Genomic DNA, 17495 nt, shown 5'->3' on the forward strand with positions numbered 1-17495 from the left:
GTGGTTTTTCCAATCATCGACGCTCACCAGCACATCTGGAACCCCAATCGGGCTCACTATGACTGGCTCGACGAATCACTGGCACCGATCAATCAGGTGATGACCCTTGATCAACTCCTTCCTGAGTTGCGGGATGCCGGTGTCGATTACACGGTTCAAGTGCAGTCAGCAGACAACTTCGATGACACGCGTTTGATGACGGAGTGCGCGGCCGCTAACCATGAGGTTGCGGCGATCGTGGGCTACGCGCCCCTCGATCGTCCCGCGCAGGCGGCCCGCACGATCGAGTCGTGGGAGGGTGACACTCGCATGGTGGGGGTGCGCACTCTCATCCACAATAAAGAAGACCCGGAGTGGTTGCTGCGGCCCAATGTCGACGAGGGGCTCACGGTGCTGGAGCGCGCCGGGCTCACCTTCGACGTGGTTGCCGTTCTGCCGGAGCACTTGGCGCTGATTCCTGAATTGTCGCGGCGGCATCCGGAACTTCGCATGGTCATTGACCACTTGGCGAAACCGCCCATCGGGCTCCAGGAGCGCGAGCCCTGGTGGTCGGCTATCGCCGCGGCGGCAGAAAACCCGAACGTCTACGCCAAGGTCAGCGGGCTGTATTCGGCGGCTGGTGATCCGCAGCAGTGGACGACCGAATACGTGCGTCCGTTCTTTGAGCGGGCCCTCGAGGTTTTCGGGGCGAAACGCTTGATGTACGGCGGCGACTGGCCCATTTCGGTGCTCGCCGGCGGGTACACGCGAGTGTGGCAGGGCCTCCAGCCGCTCTTTGACAGCGTGGATGCCGCGGACCGCGAGCAGTTGCTTGGCCGTACTGCGGCAGAGTTCTACCGCATCGATCCCGCTCGCATTGGTTGCTAAGGCGCCGAGCGAAAATCGCCAGATAACAGTTGAAAAACCTTTGATCAAACGTTTGCACAACTTCCGCGGTTGGTATAACGTTTGAGCACCGGAGAATTCGAGCCGTTCCAGGGCCTTGTTCTCTCCACTACGAAGCAGTAGAAATCTCACCAAGGAGTGTCAATGAAGACCAAGAGGTTCCTTTCCGCCAGTGCAGGAGTGGCCATAATTTCGGCCGCTGCACTCGTTCTATCCGGCTGTTCAGCTGACGGAGGCGCCACCGCCCCCGAGCAGACTGACTCGGGTGGAAAAATCACGGTGTGGGTTGATCCGCCCCGTGTTCCCGCCGCAGAAGCTTTCCAAGAGGCACACCCCGAGATCGAAATCGACGTTGTGCAGATCGATGGAACCGTTGGTGGCCAGACCGTGAAGCAGGCATTCGCCAACTTCGACTCCGCCGGCTCCGGATGGCCTGACGCCATCTTCTTCCCCTCCAACGACGACATTGCGTGGGCAACTGGTGCTGCCAGCAACTACGCTGCCGACCTCACCGATCTGCTTCCCGATGTCATCGATGGTTACGACCCCGCAGTGCTTTCGTTCTGCGACATCGATGGTCAGATCCGCTGCCTCCGCAACGACGCTGCACCCGACGTGTTCTGGTACAACAAGGCCTTCTTCGACGAGAACGGCTACACGCTGCCCACCACGTGGGAAGGCTACGGCGACCTAGCTGTGGAGATTGCAGCAGACCACCCCGACAAGATCAGCGGATTCCTCGGCGACGCCTACGCCGTCAACCGTTACCTTCAGGCCGCGGACTGCCCCACGAACGACCGTCTCTCAGAGTCGGAAGTTCACATCAACCTCGATGACCCGAACTGTGTTCGCGCCAACGAACTGCTCACACAGATGTATGACGGTGGAGCACTCACCACACAGGGCATCTTCGACGGTGACGCCGCAGCAGCTGGCGTCAACCTCGTGATGAGCCCCGGTGCCGTCTGGTGGGGCAACTATCTCTTCCGCGACACCTGGAAGATTCCTGCCGGCGAGATGAGTGCAAGCGCACCGTTGACCTGGGAAGGCGAATCAAGCCCGACCGCCGGTAACGAAGGTGGCGGCCTCTGGGGCGTCTCCTCGCACATCACCGGAAAGCAGCTCGAAAACACGCTGACCTTCGCCACCTTCGTCGCGACTGACCCGGCATGGCAGGTTGAGCTCTCAACCGGTCTCCCCGGCTATGGCCCGATTCAGGATGCTTGGCTCGACAAGCTCGCAGAAGACGGCTACTTCGCTGATGTTTCCTCCGTGCAGCAGGCATTCAAGGATGCAGCGGCAGCAGTAGCGCCGTACTCCTACATGCTCTACGACACCGGTGCAGCCTGGACCGAAACGGTCAGCCCCACGCTGATCGCGGATGGATCCGTCAGCGATGCACTCAGCACCTTCGGTACTGAACTCGTCAACCGCGCCAACTCGGTCGGCTACACGGTCACCGCCGAATAGAAGTAACCAGCTAGGCACAGCAGGTGTGGGGGTTTCAGATCCTTGAGGCCCCCACGCTCTGTTCCACTCCCGAACTCATAGGCGAGGACTACATGAGCAGCTCAACGCTAGCCACGAAAGGCACGGAGCCACCGGCCACCGGCCCCCGTGCATCCACCACACCCCGGCGTCACCGTACACGCCACGCGGAATCACGCGGCGCCTGGATTCTGCTTGCCCCCTACCTCGCGCTGCTTCTTGTTGCCGCAGCGATCCCCATTGGCTATGCCTTCTGGATCGCCCTGCAAAAAGCTCCAACACTCGTCGACCCCACCAGCGGATTCGGCGGCTTTGACTCGTTCATCACGGTAATCACCGACTATCGGTTCTCCGGAACGTTCATCAACATCTTCTCCGTCATGATCGTGTGGTTGCCGCTCATGATGGTCGGCATCGTCGGCCTAGCCTTGCTGGTTCATGCCAGCCCCGGCCGCTTCGGCGACACAATGCGGTTCTTCTACTTCATCCCGGGAGCGTTGAGCGGAATCGCGAACTTCGTGCTCTGGGTTTACCTCCTTCACCCCACCCAGTCACCGCTCGCGCCGCTCTGGCAAGAAGTCGGGTTCGGGTCGCTGAAAGAGATCGTGACCGACGGCAACATGCCGATGATCCTCACCGGAATGTTGTTCTTCCAAGGTGTCGGAACCTGGATCATCGTCGTCAACGGTGGCCTCAACGGCATCCCTGACGAAATCTTTGAAGCCGCCAAGATCGACGGCGCGAGCGCCTGGGATCTGGCGTGGCACATCAAGCTTCCGCTCATCCGCCCCTGGATTGGCTACGCCGCCCTCATGAACCTTGCCTATGGATTCCAGCTCTTCTTGGAGCCCTACCTGCTGCGACAGATTTCGTCTGGCGCGATCGCCGGCGAATGGGCACCAACCCAATTGGGTTACGCCTTCGCTTTCACTAACCGAAACTTCCCGGCCGCAGCAGCACTCTCCATCATTCTGCTCGTAATCACCCTCAGCATTGGAGTCGTCATCGTGATGAAGAGTGGACTCTTCGGCGACGAAAAGGAGAAGAAGCGATGAGCAACAGCGCTCCCGGCGTCGTCGGCGCCAAACACTGGACCGTCGGCCGAATTGCCCGCATCACCGTCATGGTGATCGTTGCTGCCGCCTTCATCCTTCCCATCATTGGCTTCATTGCGATGGCCTTCCGCAGCCAAGAGGGTGTCCTTGCGGGCACCGACGGATTCCTTGGTCTCGGCGGTGTCTCGTGGGACAACGTTGTGTTCAGTTGGAGCCAGATCAACGGCTTCGGCCCCGGTGATGGTGGCCTCTTCACCCGCTGGGTAGGAAACTCCCTCGTGATTGCCATCGTTGGTGGGGTGCTCGCCCTTATCGCGGCGCTTCCAGCGGGGTATGCGCTAGCGCGACTGCGATTCCGTGGCCGCAAGGTGCTGCTCTTCGCCACCCTGCTCGCCATGGTGATGCCGAACACTGTTCTCGTCATCCCGCTGTTCCTCGAAGTGAACGCGATCGGAGCCGTCGGCCAGCTCTGGCCGGTCGCCGTCATCATGGGCTTCTTCCCCTTCGGCACCTACCTCGTCTATATCCACTTCATGACGACCATGCCGCAAGAGCTCGTAGAAGCAGCCCGCATCGATGGCCTCAGCGAGATTTCTACCTTCTTCTACGTGGCACTGCCCATCTCGAAGCAAGTCGTCGCGCTCGTCGCGTTCTTCTCCTTCGTGGCCAACTGGACGAACTTCTTCCTGCCGCTGGCTCTACTAACCTCGAACCAGGAAAACAAGACGATTTCGATCGGCATCCAAGAGCTCATCGGCGCGAGCCCACTGTTCAATGCAACAGTGGCGGCCGGCCTCGACGTGAAGCTCTACATGCCCCAGCTCGCGCTCGCCACGTTCATCTCCATGATCCCGCTGCTGATCGTGTTCCTCACGGCCCAGCGTTTCCTGATGCGTGGACAAACCGTTGGTGCGGTGAAGGGATAACCATGAAACGAGTAGCCCAGGTCATCGGCCTCCCACCCGAGAACCGCGACGAGTACGAGCGGTACCATGCCGCCGTGTGGCCAACGATTCTCGAACGACTCGCGGCCAGCAACATCCACAACTATTCGATCTATCGTCACGGCGACCTGCTGTTCTCGTACTTCGAATACACGGGGGACGACTACGAAGCCGATCAGGCAGCGATTGCCGCGGACCCCGAGACGAAGCGGTGGTGGGCTCTTCAAGAACCGCTGCAGCAGCCTCTGGATGATCGTGCCGAAGGCGAGTGGTGGAAAGAGCTGCCCGAGGTCTTCCACGTTGACTAACTGACCAGCCACCTAGCGATACCGCGCACCGCAGCGCACCAGATGCGCCTCACCCGCGCAGACATACCTCTTATTGGTTCTGAGCAAGGAGAACTCTTCAGCATGACTACTATCACCAGCGTCGACGTCTATGACGTGCGTTTTCCGACGTCGCTCACCGCCGACGGCTCAGACGCCATGAATAAGGATGGCGACTACTCGGCCGCCTACGTTGTACTCCGCACCGACGAAGAGGGCGTCGCGGGTTACGGCTTTACCTTCACGATTGGTCGAGGCAATGACATCTGTGCGCTCACTGCTGAGCAGCGGGCTGCACCGCTTGTTGGCCGGGATGTCGATGAGATCGTCGGCGACCTCGGCGGCATTTACCGCGAGCTGAAGTCTGACTCGCAACTGCGCTGGCTTGGACCAGAAAAGGGTGTCGAGCACTTGGCGATGGCCGCCGTGATGAATGCCGTGTGGGATCTTGCTGCTCGCCGTGCGGGTAAGCCGCTGTGGCGTTTGCTTGCCGACATGACTCCTGAGCAGCTCGTCGACACCGCCGATTTTCAGTACCTCACCGACGCCCTCACTAAAGAGGAAGCGATCGCGATGCTTCACGAGCTCGCTCCCACCAAGGAGCAGCGCATCGCCGAACTCACCGAGTCGGGGTACCCCTGCTACACGACGAGTGCCGGCTGGTTGGGTTACTCCGACGAGAAGCTTCGCCGTCTCTGTCAGGAGGCTGTGGATGCTGGCTACCGCCACATCAAACTGAAGGTCGGCGCAAACCTTGACGAGGACATCCGTCGCTGCGGTATCGCTCGCGAAGTGATCGGTGCCGACGCGAAGCTCATGATCGACGCCAACCAGGTGTGGGATGTCAATGAGGCAATTGTCTGGGTGAAGGCGCTTGCCGAGTTCAACCCGCTGTGGATCGAAGAGCCGACGAGCCCGGATGACGTGCTCGGCCATGCCGCGATCCGTAAGGCTGTTGCTCCGATCGGTGTCGCCACGGGAGAGCACGGCATGAACCGTGTGCTCTTCAAGCAGATGTTCCAGGCCGAAGCCATCGACTTCTGCCAGCTCGACTCTGCCCGCCTCGCGGGCCCGAACGAGATCATCGCCGTGTACCTGATGGCCAAGAAGTTTGGCGTTCCTGTCTGCCCGCACGCTGGTGGCGTTGGCCTCTGCGAGCTCGTGCAGCACCTCTCGATCTTCGACTACGTTGCCGTGTCAGGCACGCTCGAGAACCGGGTAACCGAGTTCGTCGACCACCTGCACGAACACTTCGTTGACCCCTGCATCGTCGAGAACGGCGCCTACCGGGTGCCGATGGCACCGGGCTACTCGGCGCAGATGCACGAGTCGTCGGTCGCCGAGTTCTCGTTCCCCGCGGGGAGCTACTGGGTGGGTGTCGCTGCGGCTGTCGCGTCGTAGTTGCGGGGGCGCCGCACGATCACACCGGAGACATCGTGCACGAGCGGGAGTTCGTACCGTCGGCTGCTGATCGTGTTGTAGCCCGCAGCAGCTTCACGCGTCTCTCACGCCTCGACTCGGTTGTAGCCGTAAACCTGCATCCACCCGAGAGCGAGTCCACTCGCTATCGCAAGCGTGACTCCGACGGGATATGCGACGGGAATGCCTTGTGTGCCGATAACGATCAGAGTGAGCCCGACGGCGGAGAGAGCAACGCACACTGTGATGAATTGAACCGCGCTTCGATGAAGGCGTCGTGCGCTTGTTCCGGGCACGAGCGGCATCCGTCGAGCTTCAAGCATCACACCCACGCTTTCCACGTGCGGATCACGCGAGAGGTGCGGCGCGCCATCCACTTGTCGAGCTCGGGGTCAGCGCCGGGCGCTCCGAGCAGCGTGGGGGAGAGGAAGCCGAGATACGGGCGCGTCTGGAGTTTCACCACTCCGAACTGCCCGAAGGCTTCAATCTGCTCCGCAATTTCGGCCACCTGGGCGTCGATGCCGCCGGGTTCGGTGTTGCTTTCGAAGACGAGATCGGGGCCGGCCTCAAGAACGTAGCCGCCGTCAGAAACCACGGTCACAGAGATGTCGACAGCGTCGGGCGTGGGTGGTGTGAAGTCAACCGTCGCCGTAAATGTGTTGAGAAATTGCGGATGCACGACGACCTCAATTGTCGGAAAGCGGGCGGCAATCCGCTCGGCCACCTTCTCGGCAACGGGTACTGCAATGTTCGTGGTCACTTCGGCAGCTCCGGTCCGTTAGGGATCAACTCGATTCGACCGCGACCCTGATGGCGGTCCCACGGAATCCACGTCGCTGAAATGCGAAGCACGCCCCGCCCACCATGACGCTCCCACCCCACTCGGGTTTTTAGGCCGCGCAGGTTCTGGGTCCCGTAGCCCGCTGGTCCGCCGACGCCATACTGGTACCGCACTAGGGCGTGCACGAGCTCCGGCAGTGTTGCATCGGCCGAAACCTCTATTCCGCGCTGCTTCACCCAGTCATTGTTCAAGTAGCTGCGCAGTCGTTGTGCGAGCTCGGCGGGTTCCGGCTCACTGTTGACGTTCACTTCGATCGAGACGAGTTCCCCGTGGGCTGACAGGGTCAGCGTGCGGCCGAGTGCATCAAACCCCTCGTACTCTTCGTTGACAACGTCGATCGCTTCAACGGCAAGGCAGGCAGCTTCGATGGTGAGGAACATCGAAAGGTCACCGTTTTCATCGAGAACGATCGGAAGCGTTGCATCCATCACGAGATCGCCTTGCCTGCACGCAGCAACTCAGACTTCTCGAAGTCGAGAGCGCGATCAAGACTCGCTAAGGCGCGACGCTGTGTGCGATCGAAGCGCAGGATGTCGCTGAGCCGGGGTTCTGGGCTGCCGAACTCGCCAAAATCCGCAGCCCCCTCCTGCCAAGTAATGAGGAAGGACTGAAGTGACTCCTGTGGGTCGTCTAGCTGGCCCCACATCTCGCGATAGCTGCTTACGATGAGAAAGCGGCAGACGCGCGCCGCTTCGGTGAAGTTGTGCAGGGTCACGTCCAGCAGTTCGACCTCAACTTCGTGTGCGTCGTCGCGGAAACTGAACGCTCTGCGCTCCTCCCGCTGGGATACGGTCACACCTTCTGCGAGACGCTGGAGTGTTATTCGAACCGCATCGGAAGCCGAAAACAGGCCTACCTGAAACCCGACGCTCAGTACCTCCTCGGTGAGTAGCCTCGCCGGGAGAAAAGTCTCGGCAGGCATCACGCTCGGGCACACGAGCCCCACGGAAACACGCTGGTTGGTGAACCACTGCTCACGGGACTGCAGATCCTTCACGTACCCGTCAGCTCCCTCGCAATTCCTGCGCGGTACAGGACACTGTCACGCTAGCGGTTGAGCACGTTCAATCGCTAGGGAAACTGAGCATTAGTGGGCGCTTGTGCCTCTATTGGGGTGGGGGCTCACTGCGGTGCGCGAGGGAGCAATGAGCCAGAGACCAACGCTGAGTAGCGCAATGGGCGCAATGATAAGAGCGAGTAGGGCCCAAGCGGGAGCAACCTGCCATGCTGCTGGGAGGATCCAGAACTGGGCAGGCGTAAGGGCAAGAGTGCCGATTCCGACGCCAAAAAGGATGCGAAACCGCGAGGGGTCGGCTGCCCAGAAGCCCACGAGGCTGATTGACCACACGACGATGCCGATGACTGCGCCGATTGTTGAACCGGTCAGCACGAAGAGCACCGGATTGGTCGTCGTTGATGATGGTGCCGGAAGGAGGACACACACTAGGACGAAGAGTGCACCGATGGCTGCACCAGCGAAAGCGGCTAGCGCAGTTGCGCGAGAATCGCGAAGCCTGCCGGTGGTGGGGCTCTGTGGGTTCATCGCAGCTGCCGGGCGCCGAGGGAACGTCGTGGTGGCACGAGTCCGGAGGGCGCGGGCTTGCGTTCAGGGGGGAGGGCGCGCAGTCGCACCGACGAGTTAATGAAGTACCCAGCGATGAGCAGCGTCTGCAGCAGAGAGAGAATGTGCGCTACCCAAGCGATCAGCCCTACTGCGGGCTCAGCGACGAGAAGCCATACTTCGTACCCAGCGAGCCACATCTCGAGCGCTCCGAGAACGAACCCGGCGGTGGGGCGCGCAGTCGCGCGCCACCAGGGCCGAGGAGGAGTGATGGGCTCGGCGCGGCCGCGAAAGGTGCGCACCGCCACTACGAACGCAAGCGACGTGAAAGCGACGCCGAACAAGAGTGAGACGGCCGATGATGCTCCGACGGCATCCAGCAGAAGATAGCAAAGTTGAAGCAACGCTATTGCCGTGACAAAGAAGAGCAGCTTTGCCCACCACGCCATGAATCGCAGGGGATCGGTCGTGAAGCCGCTCATGCATTTTCGGGCCTCCCGCTCGGTGAATGTTGAGTTCACTTCGAAAGCTACACCAGTCGATGCACCTGGGGCACGTGCTCAACACCGTCAAGCGGGTAGACCACTTGGCGGTACTGGCCCGGGGCGTTTGCGGCGAGCACAACTCTGAAGTGGGGCTGCATCCCTGTAGTTCCGCTGGATTTGGTTGGCGAAAACGGTCGCGTCACCCAACCGACACGCCGCGTACCCCCCAAAATGGGGGTACGCACCCACGGGGAGGGGGAGTATCTTCACCACTACCCCCTTTGGGGGGTCAGAACGATCAGAGCAGTTTAACCAACCCGCCCCCGCAGTGCGTGCCGATTGGCACGCCATCCCGCAGCGCGCCCCCGCAGCGCTCCTATTAGCGTCCCCTCTAGGCCGACACCCGAAATGTCGTGATCCCGATGCAAGCCATGATCGAATCTCCCCTGTCATCCGCCCAGCAGCTGCACCAACTTTCTGTGCAACGCCCGGAAATTCAGGCGTGCCAGATCGGGAGTTGACCGATGAGTCAGCTCCGAAAGTTTCCTGAAGCAGAGCCCAGCGACAACGAACGTGCACGACTTCGACTGGTCGATGGCGTTGAATTCGAACCCCATGCTCCGAGCAATCCCCACCCTGACTCTGGGGTGGCGTGGGCTCGTGCCTACCAAACACGACTGCTCATTTCGGATGCCGCCATCATTGTCGTCACGATGATCGCTGCGGTGTTTACCCGGGCGGTCGTCGATAGCACCCCCGGTTTCATCTCAGAGTTGCCGCCAATCGTGTGGCTGGGGTTGGGCGCGATTGCGCTCGTGTGGATCCTGGTGCTTGAGGCATTTCACACCCGGGATTGGCGCATCATCGGTTCCGGTCCCAATGAATATAAGCGCGTAATCACGGCATGCATGACCGCGTTCGGGCTGCTGTCGGTCACGGTATTGGTGATTGAGGTCGGCTTCCCAGGCAAAGCCACCGTGGTGACTATGGCGTTGGGCGTCGTTGGCCTGCTCGTCAGTAGGTGGGCGTGGCGTCGGTGGCTCACGACGCAGCGTCGGTACGGGCACGCGCTCTCGCGCGTGGTGGTGGTGGGCACGCGCTCCGAGATCGACTACGTGGTGTCCCGCATTAAGGGAAACCTGAGCACTGCGTTCAAACTTGTCGGGGTTCTCACCGACCCAGAAATCAGCGCCCCCAGGACCGCTGGCGCTCCCCACCCCTACAGCTTCACGCCCGAAGAGGTAGTGGAGGCCGCAGCGGATCTCGGGGCTGACGCCGTGATCGTCGCCGGCGATCACGGCTTTGGCAATGACTTCATCCGCAATCTCGCCTGGAGATTGGAAGGCACCGCGGCTGAGCTGATCTTGGCTTCGTGCCTTGCCAATGTGGCTGGACCCCGCATCCACTTTCGGCCAGTGGAAGGTCTGCCGCTCATCCACGTAGAAATTCCGCAGTTTGATGGTGGCAAGCATGTGGTGAAGCGAGGGCTCGACATTGCGGTCTCTGCGATTGCCCTCATCGTGCTGGCGCCGCTGTTTCTGCTTCTGGCGCTCATCATCCGTGCCGAAAGCCCGGGTGGCGCGTTTTACAGCCAAGTGCGGGTGGGTCGAGATCTCGAGACGTTCCGAATGTTTAAGTTCCGTTCGATGGTCTCGGATGCCGACGCCAAGTTGGCCGAACTGCAAACGGAGAACGAGGGCTCCGGTGTGCTCTTCAAACTGAAGAACGACCCCCGCGTGACCAGAGTGGGACGTTTCATCCGTAAGTACTCTCTCGACGAATTGCCCCAGATCTGGAATGTACTCAAGGGGGACATGAGCCTTGTCGGCCCCCGACCGCCCCTACCCAGCGAAGTGCGCGCCTATAAAGGGAAGGTCAATCGTCGCCTCTACATCAAGCCAGGCCTGACCGGCATGTGGCAGATCAACGGCCGCTCCGACCTGAACTGGGAAGACAGCATGCGCCTCGACCTCTACTACGTCGAGAACTGGTCCGTCGTCGGTGACCTTGTCATCATGTGGCGCACCTTCAAAGTGCTCGTCAAGCCGGTCGGAGCCTACTGACGATGTGCGCGCACCGCTATTCACCTCAACCAGCATGTCTCCCCCCAGACGCCCTCACCGTTGTCATCGGGAGATCGGTGAGGGCAAAACCCGTCGCTGATATGCGCCACGAGAAGTGGGATTTTCGTGTACCCGTGCAGGCCGACATGAGAGGAGCTGTCGTGAACGGAACCGATGGCACGCTCGGGAGGCCTCGGCGCCCTCCGACACTCACTCATCACCGCCGCACGGCAAGTCCACCAGCTCACGCGAAGCGGACTGCGCAGTCAGCGGCGGGCGCCCGATCATGAGCCACAAAGGCCACCCCATTAAGAAGAATGAAGCCGCGTCGGGAGGGCCGTGCGCGCGTGCCCTTATTAAGAGGAGTAGCTCTGTTCGAAATGGAGCGGTTAGCGTGAGGCCCGGTGTGGGTCGTCGACGATGCGCGCGCGGAGGGCGCGAACGCTGGCAGCCCAGGAATAGCGGGTGCTTTCTGCTGACTGTGGAGCGGCATCCGAGGCTAGCGTCACGCCGTCCGTGGACGGATGCTCGCGCGCGGGCGCCGAACGGATTGCCGCAGCGATAGCCGCCACATCATCAGGGTCGGCGAATGTCGCCTGCGCTCCAGCTAGTTCGTGAAAGACAACGATGTCGCTCACGACAACTGGTGCGCCGAACGAGAGCGCCTCGATGACGGGAAGCCCGAAGCCTTCGTCACGAGTGAGAAAGAGCAGCAGCGCCGTGTGGGCGTAGAGCCATGCCAATTCGTCGTCGTCGATGAAGCCGAGAAATCGGATGGCGCCGCTCCTCACTGCAGCGTCTACCGCAGCCGGCAGCTCAGCGCTGCGCCCTTGCGGTTCGCCGACGATCACGAGCGGAGTGCGCTCGGTGGCGCGACCTGAGGCAAGGGCTGCCTCGATGGTGTTCGCCAGATTCTTGCGGGCATTGAGTCGGCCAACACAGAGCAGAAAATCGCCTGCTAGGTCGTCGAGCCCCGGCGGCTTTCGTGGAGCGGACTCCGTGAGCCCGCGCCCCACGGCCAGCCCAATCGGCGTGACCGGGCGACCCTGGCTCAGCCGGCTGATGCGCGCAGCCTCCGTCGCCGACGATGTGAACAGCCACGTCGCCCGCCGAGAGCTCAGCGGCATGAGCGCAAAGTACGCGCGCTCCTTGAGCGTGAACCACTCGGGCGACGTGAGAAACATGTAGTCGTGGATGAAGACCGCTGAGCGACCCAACGCTGGCGTGAAATTGTGGGTGATGGTGACATCCGCGTGCAGTCGTCTCGCGATAAAGGGCAGCTCGACGATCGCACTGACGCCCTGAGGTCGGAGGCGGGTGCCGACAACGTCCGCGCTCGCGGGCAGCTCTGAACGCGCAGTATCGATGGATGCTCGGGGCACCGCCACCGTGACCTCGTCATTGGGGAATTCGCGCAGCCAGGCCCACACGAACTCGCGCAGCACTTGACGGTTCGAGGCCGGACCTCGAACCCACCAGAACCCGTCAAAGAGAACGCGCATGACCCCCATGCTAGACCCGGCGCTTCCGCTGCCCACCGGGGAGAGCTCTCGACCCAGCCCCGAGCCTGGGGCTATGGTGAAACATGACCGCCACAGGGGAACGCCCAGAAGTGCCGGAAACATTCGGTGCGATTGTCCGCTCGCTCGCGTCCGCTCAAAAGCCCGGCCGGGGTGCTCCGCCGTATTCGCGGTGGATCAACCGCCGCCTTGGCCGCCTGCTCGCCGCCGCGGCCTATCTCGCCGGGCGCACACCCAATCAGGTCACCGGCCTCAGCGCGCTCATGACGGCGATCGCGCTTGTGCTCGTGGCCACCGTGCAGCCGAGCTGGTGGCTCGGCATCCTCGTGGCATTCCTGCTGCTGCTCGGGTACGCCCTCGACTCTGCTGACGGCCAACTGGCGCGCTTGCGCGGCGGCGGTACGAAAGCGGGAGAGTGGCTCGATCACGTGGTCGACGCGTTCAAGATCGTGATTTTTCACGGTGTCATCCTGATCTCGCTGTACCGTTTCGACACTGGATGGCCCGACACGATCCTGCTGATTCCGCTCGGCTTCATCGTGGTGTCGTCGGTGTTCTTCTTCGCGATGATTCTCACCGATCAGTTGCGCCGCATTGCCTCCGCCGAGCGCGGGCGCGCCTACGCCAAGCCCAGTGGTGGTGGTGGCTGGCTGCAGACGATTGTCGCGATTCCCACCGACTACGCCGTGTTGTGCCTCGGCTTTGTTCTCTTTGGCTGGATGAACGGCTTCGTGGTGTTCTATGGACTGCTGTTCCTCGCCAACGCGCTCATCCTGCTCGCTGTGCTTGGGCGCTGGTTCCGCCAGCTGCGCGCTATCGACGCGAGTTAGTTCTCGAACTCGCGCACGAGCGCCACGGTGCTCTCGATGTGAGAGCGACTGGATGCCCCGAACACGATTGATTCGATTCCGGGCTGGGCATAGATCCACTCCAGTGCCTCTCGCGGGGGGATCGCTCCCGACGCAAACACCGACATCGCGACAGCACGGAACGGCCGCTTGGCCAACGCATCCTGATAGGCCTCAACGCCGCCCGACATCCGGAACCCGATCTTGTTGATGTTGGAACACACGAGCGGATTCTCGATGCCGGCCTGGTCGAGGTGATCGAGCAGCATCGGCAGGTTCATGGTGATGAAGCCGGGCTCGGCGCCGTAGCGGGTGCGCACATGGTTCGCGAAGATCGCAAAGGCGTCGGTAAAGCCGAGCCCCAGCAGCAGATCGACGACAACGTTCTGCAACCAGACCACAGGCGTGCGCACGCCAGCGAAGCCGGCCATCTCGGCATCCACCAGCAGGGTGATGATGCCCTCGATGTCTTTCTTGGCCAGCGAACGGCCGCCGCGCATCATCGCGTTGAGCATGCCTTCGCCGGGCATGAAGCGATTGAGGGCCCCCAAGATTCCGTTCTCGGTGACCGCGTCTGCGTACTTGTGCGCGTAGGGCATGCAGGGGAAAAACGAGAACCCGTCGTAGCGCTCGGGGTCAGCGCGCACCCGCTCCACGACATCGGCAATGCGGTCGTGCGTTGTGCACATGAGAGTGCGGATGCCGCTGGCGTAGGCATCGTCGATGACCGCCATGATCGCATCCAGATCCTGAAAGCGCATGGCCTGCTCGCGCGCTTTCTCCTCGGAGCGATGGTTGATGCCAAAGAACTGGTTATCGCCAAACAGCACCGGGTCGAGTTTCGACGAACCGGGAGTGGTGAGCGGGCCGCCCGAGTCGGCGGTGCGCGGGGCGGTGGTGCTCATGAGCGTCTCCCTAGAAGGCTTCCACGGCGGGCTTTGGGTGCGGTCGAAGCCGTGGTCTCGCCGACGAGGGTGGTCGTGGCGGGCCCGGCAGCGGCATCCGCTGTCAGCAGTTCGATGATGCGGTCGGTGATGGCAGCACTCGCGAAGTCGTTGGTGGCGGGCAGCGAGGGGTCACCGATGCGCTGCACGAAGTGATCGAGTTGGGCGCTGTACTCCTCTCCGCGGAGGTAGAACCACACCTCATCGGTGAGCTCGGTGGTCGACTTGATCGTCCAGCCGGGTTCGTAGCCCTCGAGTTCGGGGGCGGTGCTGCGCAGGTAGACCTGAATCTCTTGGCGGTCGGCAATGATCTTGCCCTGAGTGCCGAAGATGCTCACCCGGGTGGTCATCTTGCGGTACGACTCGTCTGACCAATTCACCGAGAGCTGCCCGCTCACACCGTCGGCAAAGTAAATCGTGCTGTAGACCTCGTCTTCGGTGTTCTCCGAAAAGACGCTGCCCAGAATGGTGCCGCCGACGCCGGTCGCGTTGCCGACAAACCACGTCGCGAGGTCGAGTGGATGCGCGGCATAGTCATAGAGACAACCGCCGCCCTCGGTGCGCTTGCTGCGCCACGTCGTGCCCTTCGCCTTGAGCACGACCGGGCCATACGACTCGGCCTGCAGGTGGGTGACCCGGCCGATCGCGCCCCCCTCCAACAGTCGCTTTGCCTCGCGGAAGGTGCCGACGAAACGGTTGTGATAGCCGACCTGCGTGACAAGGCCACGGACGGCTGCGACTGCCGCAAGCTCGGCGGATTCCGCTGCGGTGAGCGTGAGGGGCTTCTCGCAAAACACGTGAAGGCCGCGGTCGAGAGCCGTGCGCACCATCGCCGCATGAAAGCGGGTCGGGGTCGCGATGAGCACCGCATCGAGTTCAACGCTGTCGAGCATCTTCTCGAAATCGGTGAAGGTCTTCAGGCCCGTGTACTTCGACAGCACCCCCAAGATGTAGCCAGCCGAATCGACAACTGCCTCCACCGAGACGTCCGGATGCGCCCGAATCATCGACAAGTGTGAGAGCCCCATTTTGCCGAGCCCGACCACTCCCACGCGGATCATGCGTTAGCTCCGGCCTTAGCGGGGAGGTGCTCGGCGAGGAGCTCCGCGTACTGCCCCGCGACGCGTTCCCACGTGAACTCGGCGGCATGCCTGGCGCGGCTGGCGGCCGCGAGCGAAGCCCGGCGATCGGGCGACGAGAGCAGCGTCGTGATGTGGGCGGCTGCGTCATCCACGCCCGAAAAATAGAGTGCACCGTCACCGGCTACCCAACGGTTGTAGGGATTGTCGTGAGCGATCACCGCATTGCCGGCGGCCATTGCCTCGACGAGCGAGGGGTTAGTGCCGCCAACGGTATGGCCGTGCAGGTAGCCAAGGGAATGGAATCTCAAAGACGACACCTCATCGGGTTCGTAAATCGGGCCGACGAACAGCACCTCGTCGCTGGCGGCGTCGCGCACCGCCCGCGCATAGGGATCGCTGTCGTCGTAGGTGCCGAAGATCGCCAACTGGTGATCGCGGCGTTCTCGGGAAAACGCGGTGACAAGTTCGAGAATCGTGTTCTCGGGGATGGGCCGACAGATGAGCGTGAGATAGCGCCCGGGCGTGAGGCCGCGACTGGTTACCGGCAGAGTGTCAGCGGCTTCGACAGCGTGGGCGCCGTACGTGATCGTGACGAGTTTCGAGCGTCGAGCGCGCGTGGCCAAATAGGTTTCGATGACCGGATGATCGGCAATGAGTCGATTGCCCACCCAACACGCGATCCGTTCGTTTATCCACAGAATTGCCTGCCGACCCTTGCCCCAGCGGGAACGAGACCACTCGATGCCGTCCATGTTGATGACATTCGGGATGCGCTTGAGGCGCTGCAGGATGTTGAACACGGCCGTGTTGTAGCCAAACGTGAGGCAGATGTCGCGGTGTCGAATCGCATGCCGGATCGAGGTGAGGTCGAAGCGTGCGGTGCCCAACCATCCTTCGCGTTCTTCCGGAATCAGTACCCGTTCGATGCCGTGCCACAGGTCTGTCGTGATGGGGCCGGTGCCCGGAACTTGGCAGTAAACAACAGGACACCAGCCGTGGTCGCGCAGAAAAATGGCGACGTTCTCGGCTGCCGTTTCGAAGCCGCCGTACGCGGCAGGAATGCCGTGAGTTCCGAGGAGGCGCACAATTGGTTCGCGCTCGGCAGGGGAGTGTGGGTCGTTCAACTTTCCCTCCTCCGTTGACGGACTCAAGAACTTCGACCAGACTCCCCACTGTCTGGCTTGGAAGTGTACGCCGCTCGCGTTTTACGCTGTGGCCCCAGAACAGGGGGTACGGTGCTGAAGGGCGCGGGTGTACCGTCCAGTACCGACCACTCCCGAGGCACGGAGCTGCCATGACTATGTCGAAGCACCCAGGAACCGAGTTAGAGCCTGAAGCCGTGGCGGCCACGCCGTCGTGGCTGGGCACCCGCCCCCGTCGCATGATTGCGGGCGGTATCGTCGTTGCGCTCCTCGTCGTGCTCGGGGTGGTGCTGTTTGGGCAATTCGCGCCGACCGCGAATCCCGGCGTTTCCCCCGGGGCGACGCCGAGTTCAGGGGCAGCGACGGAGTCGCCAGCAGCATCAGCGACAGCGGCACCGGTCGACGGGCCAGCCGTGCCCGATGTCACACCCGTTCCGATCGAGGAGCCAGCGGACGTCACCCCCGGCCTCGTGGCAAAAGTCACCAAGGTTGAGGAGGTCGATGGCACCGCTCGCGGCCCCGGTGAAGTCGCTGGTCCGTCGTTGCGCGTGACGGTCACGATGACGAACTCGACCTCGTCAGTGGTCTCGTTGCGCACAACCGTGATCAGTTGTTACTTCGGTGCCGACCGCACGCCGGCGCCCGAACTTCGTGAGCCGGGCGGCTCACCGCTGCCGGCATCCCTCGCGGCAAATTCGGCGATCGATGGCGTATACATTTTCACTGTTCCTGCTGATCAGCGTGGCAATGTCACCCTTCTCGTCGACTACTCCGTCGACGTGCAACCGGTTGTTTTCCAGGGGGATATCGCGGACCTGCTGTAACGATCGGTCTACCCACCTCGGCGGGCGACCCCTGAAACGTGACCCCCTTTTGGGGGGCACCCAAACGG

Annotated in this window: 19 protein-coding genes; 9 read left to right on the forward strand and 10 right to left on the reverse strand. The window is 62.0% G+C overall.

Going from position 1 to position 17495, the window contains the following annotated elements:
• From I6E73_RS01585 to I6E73_RS01610, 6 genes are all read left to right on the forward strand, one after another.
• Positions 1-867, forward strand: coding sequence for an amidohydrolase (locus I6E73_RS01585; protein ID WP_197122565.1), 867 nt, complete (start codon positions 1-3; stop codon positions 865-867).
• 162 nt (positions 868-1029) lie between these two features.
• Entirely contained in the window at positions 1030-2355 is a 1326-nt protein-coding gene (locus I6E73_RS01590) for an ABC transporter substrate-binding protein (RefSeq protein ID WP_197122567.1), read from the forward strand.
• A gap of 92 nt (positions 2356-2447) precedes the next feature.
• On the forward strand, positions 2448-3428 hold the full coding sequence (locus I6E73_RS01595; RefSeq protein WP_197122569.1) for a carbohydrate ABC transporter permease: 981 nt from the start codon (positions 2448-2450) through the stop codon (positions 3426-3428).
• Complete coding sequence (locus I6E73_RS01600; protein ID WP_197109214.1) at positions 3425-4354, forward strand: carbohydrate ABC transporter permease; 930 nt, start codon at positions 3425-3427, stop codon at positions 4352-4354. The genes I6E73_RS01595 and I6E73_RS01600 overlap by 4 nt, the downstream gene beginning before the upstream one ends.
• 2 nt (positions 4355-4356) lie before the next feature.
• Complete coding sequence (locus tag I6E73_RS01605) at positions 4357-4680, forward strand: L-rhamnose mutarotase (RefSeq protein ID WP_197122571.1); 324 nt, start codon at positions 4357-4359, stop codon at positions 4678-4680.
• A gap of 102 nt (positions 4681-4782) precedes the next feature.
• Positions 4783-6099, forward strand: a complete 1317-nt coding sequence (locus I6E73_RS01610) for an L-fuconate dehydratase (RefSeq protein WP_197122573.1) — start codon at positions 4783-4785, stop codon at positions 6097-6099.
• 104 nt (positions 6100-6203) lie between these two features.
• Here the strand turns inward: I6E73_RS01610 and I6E73_RS01615 are convergent, their stop codons facing one another.
• The 6 genes from I6E73_RS01615 to I6E73_RS01640 form a co-directional block, all read right to left on the reverse strand.
• Complete coding sequence (locus I6E73_RS01615; protein WP_197122575.1) at positions 6204-6440, reverse strand: hypothetical protein; 237 nt, start codon at positions 6438-6440, stop codon at positions 6204-6206.
• Positions 6440-6877 carry a hypothetical protein gene (locus I6E73_RS01620; protein WP_197122577.1) on the reverse strand — a complete coding sequence of 146 codons (438 nt, stop codon included), beginning with the start codon at positions 6875-6877 and terminating at the stop codon, positions 6440-6442. The genes I6E73_RS01615 and I6E73_RS01620 overlap by 1 nt, the downstream gene beginning before the upstream one ends.
• On the reverse strand, positions 6874-7386 hold the full coding sequence (locus I6E73_RS01625; RefSeq protein WP_197122579.1) for a hypothetical protein: 513 nt from the start codon (positions 7384-7386) through the stop codon (positions 6874-6876). Before I6E73_RS01625 ends, I6E73_RS01620 begins: the two co-directional genes overlap by 4 nt.
• On the reverse strand, positions 7386-7754 hold the full coding sequence (locus I6E73_RS01630; RefSeq protein WP_197122580.1) for a hypothetical protein: 369 nt from the start codon (positions 7752-7754) through the stop codon (positions 7386-7388). Before I6E73_RS01630 ends, I6E73_RS01625 begins: the two co-directional genes overlap by 1 nt.
• A 291-nt stretch (positions 7755-8045) precedes the next feature.
• Complete coding sequence (locus tag I6E73_RS01635) at positions 8046-8501, reverse strand: hypothetical protein (protein ID WP_197122582.1); 456 nt, start codon at positions 8499-8501, stop codon at positions 8046-8048.
• Positions 8498-9001, reverse strand: coding sequence for a hypothetical protein (locus I6E73_RS01640; protein ID WP_197122584.1), 504 nt, complete (start codon positions 8999-9001; stop codon positions 8498-8500). Before I6E73_RS01640 ends, I6E73_RS01635 begins: the two co-directional genes overlap by 4 nt.
• Before the next feature lie 527 nt (positions 9002-9528).
• Between I6E73_RS01640 and I6E73_RS01645 the strand changes: the two genes are divergently transcribed.
• Positions 9529-11067: a sugar transferase gene (locus I6E73_RS01645; protein ID WP_197122586.1), complete on the forward strand. Its 1539-nt coding sequence runs from the start codon at positions 9529-9531 to the stop codon at positions 11065-11067.
• A 389-nt stretch (positions 11068-11456) separates the two neighbouring features.
• Here I6E73_RS01645 and I6E73_RS01650 read toward each other — a convergent pair whose 3' ends face one another.
• Positions 11457-12569 carry a glycosyltransferase family 1 protein gene (locus I6E73_RS01650; RefSeq protein ID WP_197122588.1) on the reverse strand — a complete coding sequence of 371 codons (1113 nt, stop codon included), beginning with the start codon at positions 12567-12569 and terminating at the stop codon, positions 11457-11459.
• 83 nt (positions 12570-12652) lie between these two features.
• Between I6E73_RS01650 and I6E73_RS01655 the strand changes: the two genes are divergently transcribed.
• Positions 12653-13417: a CDP-alcohol phosphatidyltransferase family protein gene (locus I6E73_RS01655; protein ID WP_197122590.1), complete on the forward strand. Its 765-nt coding sequence runs from the start codon at positions 12653-12655 to the stop codon at positions 13415-13417.
• On the opposite strand, the gene I6E73_RS01660 is transcribed toward I6E73_RS01655, so the two are convergent.
• From I6E73_RS01660 to I6E73_RS01670, 3 genes are read right to left on the reverse strand one after another with little or no spacing between them, the layout of a single operon-like run.
• The gene (locus tag I6E73_RS01660; RefSeq protein WP_231600504.1) at positions 13414-14340 is read right to left on the reverse strand and encodes a hypothetical protein; all 927 of its coding nucleotides are present in this window, start codon (positions 14338-14340) and stop codon (positions 13414-13416) included. The genes I6E73_RS01655 and I6E73_RS01660 overlap by 4 nt on opposite strands.
• The gene (locus I6E73_RS01665) at positions 14337-15440 is read right to left on the reverse strand and encodes a Gfo/Idh/MocA family protein (RefSeq protein ID WP_197122592.1); all 1104 of its coding nucleotides are present in this window, start codon (positions 15438-15440) and stop codon (positions 14337-14339) included. Before I6E73_RS01665 ends, I6E73_RS01660 begins: the two co-directional genes overlap by 4 nt.
• Positions 15437-16585, reverse strand: a complete 1149-nt coding sequence (locus tag I6E73_RS01670) for a DUF1972 domain-containing protein (RefSeq protein ID WP_197122594.1) — start codon at positions 16583-16585, stop codon at positions 15437-15439. Before I6E73_RS01670 ends, I6E73_RS01665 begins: the two co-directional genes overlap by 4 nt.
• 176 nt (positions 16586-16761) lie before the next feature.
• On the opposite strand from I6E73_RS01670, the gene I6E73_RS01675 reads away from it, so the two are divergent.
• On the forward strand, positions 16762-17427 hold the full coding sequence (locus I6E73_RS01675) for a hypothetical protein (RefSeq protein ID WP_197122596.1): 666 nt from the start codon (positions 16762-16764) through the stop codon (positions 17425-17427).
• Positions 17428-17495: the final 68 nt, after the last annotated feature.

The sequence above is a fragment of the Salinibacterium sp. SWN248 genome, from assembly GCF_015864575.1.
Classification (GTDB): Bacteria; Actinomycetota; Actinomycetes; order Actinomycetales; family Microbacteriaceae; genus Rhodoglobus.

Bases quoted from the DNA above. Each gene is read 5' to 3' on its own strand.
- I6E73_RS01590 (WP_197122567.1), top strand. From the start codon at position 1,030: ATGAAGACCAAGAGGTTCCTTTCCGCCAGTGCAGGAGTGGCCATAATT.
- I6E73_RS01595 (WP_197122569.1), top strand. From the start codon at position 2,448: ATGAGCAGCTCAACGCTAGCCACGAAAGGCACGGAGCCACCGGCCACC.
- I6E73_RS01600 (WP_197109214.1), top strand. From the start codon at position 3,425: ATGAGCAACAGCGCTCCCGGCGTCGTCGGCGCCAAACACTGGACCGTC.
- I6E73_RS01605 (WP_197122571.1), top strand. From the start codon at position 4,357: ATGAAACGAGTAGCCCAGGTCATCGGCCTCCCACCCGAGAACCGCGAC.
- I6E73_RS01610 (WP_197122573.1), top strand. From the start codon at position 4,783: ATGACTACTATCACCAGCGTCGACGTCTATGACGTGCGTTTTCCGACG.
- I6E73_RS01615 (WP_197122575.1), bottom strand. From the start codon at position 6,440: ATGCTTGAAGCTCGACGGATGCCGCTCGTGCCCGGAACAAGCGCACGA.
- I6E73_RS01625 (WP_197122579.1), bottom strand. From the start codon at position 7,386: ATGGATGCAACGCTTCCGATCGTTCTCGATGAAAACGGTGACCTTTCG.
- I6E73_RS01635 (WP_197122582.1), bottom strand. From the start codon at position 8,501: ATGAACCCACAGAGCCCCACCACCGGCAGGCTTCGCGATTCTCGCGCA.
- I6E73_RS01640 (WP_197122584.1), bottom strand. From the start codon at position 9,001: ATGAGCGGCTTCACGACCGATCCCCTGCGATTCATGGCGTGGTGGGCA.
- I6E73_RS01645 (WP_197122586.1), top strand. From the start codon at position 9,529: ATGAGTCAGCTCCGAAAGTTTCCTGAAGCAGAGCCCAGCGACAACGAA.
- I6E73_RS01650 (WP_197122588.1), bottom strand. From the start codon at position 12,569: ATGCGCGTTCTCTTTGACGGGTTCTGGTGGGTTCGAGGTCCGGCCTCG.
- I6E73_RS01655 (WP_197122590.1), top strand. From the start codon at position 12,653: ATGACCGCCACAGGGGAACGCCCAGAAGTGCCGGAAACATTCGGTGCG.
- I6E73_RS01660 (WP_231600504.1), bottom strand. From the start codon at position 14,340: ATGAGCACCACCGCCCCGCGCACCGCCGACTCGGGCGGCCCGCTCACC.
- I6E73_RS01665 (WP_197122592.1), bottom strand. From the start codon at position 15,440: ATGATCCGCGTGGGAGTGGTCGGGCTCGGCAAAATGGGGCTCTCACAC.
- I6E73_RS01675 (WP_197122596.1), top strand. From the start codon at position 16,762: ATGTCGAAGCACCCAGGAACCGAGTTAGAGCCTGAAGCCGTGGCGGCC.